This window comes from Capnocytophaga catalasegens, from assembly GCF_026005215.1.
GTDB lineage: Bacteria > Bacteroidota > Bacteroidia > Flavobacteriales > Flavobacteriaceae > Capnocytophaga > Capnocytophaga catalasegens.
The window spans coordinates 1-5,188 of sequence record NZ_BPMA01000073.1 but is presented as its reverse complement, the minus strand read 5'-3'; the positions used below and the strand labels follow the sequence as shown (position 1 = coordinate 5,188).

The window sequence follows — 5,188 nt, the reverse complement described above, 5'->3', positions numbered from 1 at the left end:
AAAATGCTTGAACCTCAAAAAGGCAAAACACAAGGTACAAGTAACAAAAAACAAAAAGAATGCAATACTTGTGAAAAATCCGTAGAAAAACCAATTTCAGAAGAAATTTCGCACGAAAAATATTCGATTTCTTACTTTGAAAAAGATATGGATTATCAGAAATTGTACAAATCCTATTATTGGATAAGTCAAACCCCTGATAAACGAGCCGAAAGAGATTTTAAAGCGTGGAGTAAAGATTTTTCAGAACTTTACCATTCTTTCGATAAACAAGCCAAAGAAAACGGCGTTTTGGATAAATATAACGAAGTTTTTGACGCAGAATATCAAAAACTTTTAAAGCTACAAAATGAAATCATAAGTCTAAGAAGTAGAACTTTCAGCACTTTTGTTACGGGAGGGGCTGGTATTTCGGCGAGTAAGCAAAGAAAAAACGAAGCTGTTCAAAAACAAGAAATTGAAAAAACCAATCTTTTTGTTCAGAAATTTAACGCTTTACAATCAAAATTGGAAAAAATCGCTAAAAATACACCCGAAAATCAATTTGAAAAAGACACGCCCATTTCTTCAACAGATAAACACGCTATTGAAAAATTGGAGCAAAAACTTCAAGAACAAGAAGCCGAAAAAGATTTTATTTTGCGAGCAAACAAAGCCGAAAAAGAATGGAAAAAAACAAACGATTTTAAAGTTTTTTCCAAACACAATATCAACGATGAATTAGCAAATCAATTCATTAAAGAAATAGATAAACACGGAATGATTTTGCTTCGTGGAACAACAAACATAAACGCGGAAATTCGCAGGATAAAACAGCGTATTGAAATGCTAAAAAAACAAGCTCAGCAAGAGAATAAAGAAATTGATTTTGAGGGTGGAAAAATAGTTTTTGATATGCAGGAACATCGTATTAAAATTTATTTTGATGAAATTCCGAGCAAAGAAATACGGGAAGCGATAAAAAAACGAGCTTTTAAATGGTCGCCAATCAACAAAGTATGGCAACGTGTTTATACTTCTGATGCCGAATATTCAGTAAAATATCTTTTTGAAAGGGATAATATTCTGAAAAAAAAAAGTAGTTTGAATGCTAAAAAACAACCAAGTACAAGCAATACAAACACGCCCAAAAACAACAAGGCAATTATTACCAATGATGGTTCTACAAAATTAGATATTCGTTTTAATTCTAATGAAGAAAAAGGCGTTGGAGCTAAGCGTATTAAAGAACTTTACGATAGAAAATTATCAAAGTTGTTGTATATTGAAAACGGATTTTTAAACACAAATGATTTCAATTATAAATGCCCAAAAATATCGAAAAAAGGCGTTGCTTCGTTTTCAAAAATTGTTGTAGGAAAAGACGATTTGCGCGCTGCAATGTCGGGTGTGCTTATCGAAAAAGAATTTTATGTTGGCACGGACGCTTTCAAATTAGTGTCTATCGAACGTCCTAAAAATGATGGACTTAAAACAGGTGAAGTCTATTTGGTAAATGATACCTATTTTGATTATCTGAAAAAATTAAGTACCAACGAAACCCAATTATCCGAAAAGGAATGGGAAGAAAAATACAGATATTACAATGGAGAACAAAAATATCCTGATTACAAACCTGTAATTCCTTTGGAGTATAAATATAAGTCGCAATATGTTGATATTGAACAAATTGCAAACCACGCCTATTGTGCGTATTATCTGTTAAAACACAAAACGGAAAAAATAAATATTGGTTTTGAGATTGAAGATTTAACCATTTTCACCAATGCTAAATATTTGTTTGAGGCGTTGCAATGTTTGCAGGCTAACGGTACAAAAAACATCAGTTTTGAGGTTACACTACCCAACAGAGGTATTCTCATTTCCAGCAAGGAAAACAAAAATTTTGCTTTGGTAATGCCTTTTTTGGCTGATATTGACCGAAACTACAACGTAGAAATAAACCCTGTGCGTCTTTCTGCAACCTTAAACAAAGATTATAAAGGATATGAAAAAGGTTTGTCAGCTCCGAGTTTGTCGGGTTTAGCAGCTCCACGGACTGAACTCTCTACCGATGATTTTAAGAAAATGACGGTAAGTGAGTTACGTAAATTCACGTTGGATTATTACAACACCCATTTGAAAGGAAAGAAAACGGCTATTAAAAATCATTTAAAAGAAGTTGTTTTTGTTTCGGGTGCTGGTCGGAAATTATTGCAACCCATTTATAAAGAAAAAGTTGCAGTAATAGAACATTTGGAACAATTGATTAAAAATTCAACCTACAATAATTGGGGAAATCGTAAGAAAACGGACAGCCCCGATGTGCTTGGGTATCTGAATTTTAAGTCAAAAATCACTATTGACGGTGAAAAAAGACACGTACGAATTTCTGTTATTTTAGATAGAGAAAGGAAAACAAAATTTAAAACTTTTGAGGTTGGAACGAAACCAAAAAAAGATGCCTCAATCCGCAGGGTAGCCGTAACTAATCCCAAAGCCGGGCAGATTGAAACATCTTCTCAAGGCAAAAATACAAAAAAATCTGTTTCTGGCAAAAAAAATGATAAAAATTTTGGTTTAGGCTTACCCTTAACCGATGATATCCGTAAAAAAGCCTTTACCGACAAAGGAAAATTACGCAAAGGTTGGTATTATGACGAATACGGACTGCTTACTGATGGCAAGGAGTTTTATCATTCTGATAAAAAAAGTTGGGCTGAACTTGAAAATATTAGAATTTATGCCGTTGATAAAAGAGGTAAGCAAATAGATGCTTTATACAAAGGTGCTGAAATGAAAAAATCTTTGGAAAATGACCAAATGTTTCTAAAAAAGTTAGATTTTGAAGAAAAATTGATTAAAAAATATCAAATCGCAGAACGAGAATTTGATGTATTAAAACAATTTCTTCGTAATGTCGAACTTGGTCGTTTTGATTTTTATTTTCCTAATTCCGACTATAAAAGATGGTTTAAACAGAACCTTGATTTTCGTAAGAAAAACGAATTTGTCGAAAAAGTTGTAGGAAAAGATGAATTTCATCTTACCGATAAAGGCTTACAAATGTTTCAAGAATACAAAGATTTTTCAGACAAATTAAATGCTGAAATAAAAAGAGAATACAACAAATATAAACAAAAATACGGGCTTTCTGCTCCACAACTTGAAATCTCAACCGAAGATTTTAAGAATATGAGCGTAAAGCAGTTGCGCGAATATACCTTGCAATACTATTTGGAAAACCTAAAAGGTAAAAGAGTAGCTATTAAGAATTTTATCAATGAAATTGTTTTTACAACCAAAGGAGGAAGAAAACTGCATACTCCAATGTATAAAGAGAAAGCAGCTATCATAAAACATTTGGAAGAGCTTATTAAAAACTCTACTTATAATAATTTCGGACAGCGTAAAGCAACCGATAGTAAAGATGTTTTGGGATATTTGAATTTTAAATCAAAATTAACTATTGACGGAGAAAAGAAACATATCCGAATATCAATCATATTAGACCACAATAGGGATATGAGATTTAAAAGCTATGATGTAGGAGGAAAAACCAAAAAGAAAAATCCTCCAATGACAATGGGCGTACCATACCGTCAGACTATGGAGGATTTTTCTGAAAAGACCCCCAAACTCTATCAAGGTTTCCAAGAAGGAATTGCCAAGAGCCATAAAAATGGGTTCGGAGAGTTTGAGTGTTTTTCAGACAGCAAAAATACAAAAAATATACCAAACTCCAAAAAAAATGATAAAAATTTTGGTTTATCGTCTCCAATGGTAGAAAATCCGAGTGTTTTTGTGGAAAATATCCCTGTGGAATATGAGGAAATTTCAGTAAAACCAGAAAATCAGTTACCTGTGGTTGCGTCTAATACTTTTTCTGCTCGGCGGGGTTCGTTAGCTCAACAATTGGCTACGTTTTCCGCTGATTGTCAAAGCTATACAATCGGTCGATACGATATGAAAATATTCTTGGGAGACATCGAAATCAAAGAAAAAGACAGCCTTGTTATTACCCTCACAGGAGGGCAAGGAAGTGGAAAAACGCGGTTTGCCTTTCAGTTTATGAATGACCTGGCACAACACTACAAAGTGGGGCATATTTCTATGGAAGAGCATCCGCAAAGCCGTTTGTATATCGAAAAAGTACATCAATATCTAAACGAAAAAGCAATGAATAATATTGAAGCTCACGATGTTAGAAGCATACAAGAACTGCATGAAATTATTGAACGCAACGATGTGATTGTTATTGATAGTTTTCAGAAAATCAAAGAGATAGATAGCAAATTTGAAGTAGATAAAGATTTGCGAAAAAAATACAACAGCAAACTGTTTTTAGTGATTTTCCAACAAACCACTGACGGCAAAATGCGAGGCGGAAGCAAATCCCAATTTGACGGCGACATCATTCTTTTCACGGCAAAATTACCGAATTACCAAGAAAATTATGTGTATCCTGACAAAAACCGCTACAATCACATACCAGCTAATCGGTTGAAATACAATATTTTTCAGCAAAGTCTGTTACCTGCTGAGGGTGAAGAACAAACAATTGAAAATCAAGTGTATGATGTAATTTATTAAAAATGAACAAAACAGAAATTAAGAAGTTGGTTGATTTTGCTTTGTCTGACAAACTCAATCAGCATAAAAAGATAAGTTTAGGTGTTATTACGGAAAAACAAGCCAAAGAAATAAAAAAGTACACAGAAAAAGATGTACAAGGAGCAGAACGCTTTCTTGACACTTCTTTTGTAAGACACGCCATAAAAAATCACGGTTCTGTTAAAAAAGAAGAAGCAAGAGGGCAGGTAGCTATCAATTTAGATGATTTTGAACTTATTCCTAAAATTCTAAAAGAGGCAACAGAAATAAACTATAAAGGCAAAAATAGTCTAAAAATGGATGTTTTTGAATACAAATACAAGGTAGATGACACTTACATTGTATTGGAGGAATTAAGAGAAAACAAACACGGAAAAAGGCTGTTTTTAAGTACTTTATACAAAATAAAAGACAGAAAGCCTAAACGGTCTTCTGTCTTAAACAAATAGGCGAAAAAGATGATGTTGTTTAAAGACAACCCCCCTGATTTTCCCAACGTCCGAAACGCTCCTATTCAGTGCAAAGGTACAAAAATAAAATAATATAGTAATTAATTTTTTAATATTTATAAATATGGCAACAAAAAAAGAGGGTT

At 33.0% G+C, this 5,188-nt stretch carries 2 protein-coding genes; both read left to right on the top strand.

Annotated features, from left to right (window positions below):
• A partial coding sequence (locus tag OO775_RS13435) for an LPD3 domain-containing protein (protein WP_264847745.1) occupies window positions 1-4,572 on the top strand: 4,572 nt, incomplete at its 5' end.
• A gap of 2 nt (window positions 4,573-4,574) precedes the next feature.
• A complete protein-coding gene (locus OO775_RS13430; RefSeq protein ID WP_264847744.1) occupies window positions 4,575-5,042 on the top strand; it encodes a PBECR3 domain-containing polyvalent protein in 468 nt (155 codons plus the stop codon).
• Window positions 5,043-5,188 lie beyond the last annotated feature (146 nt).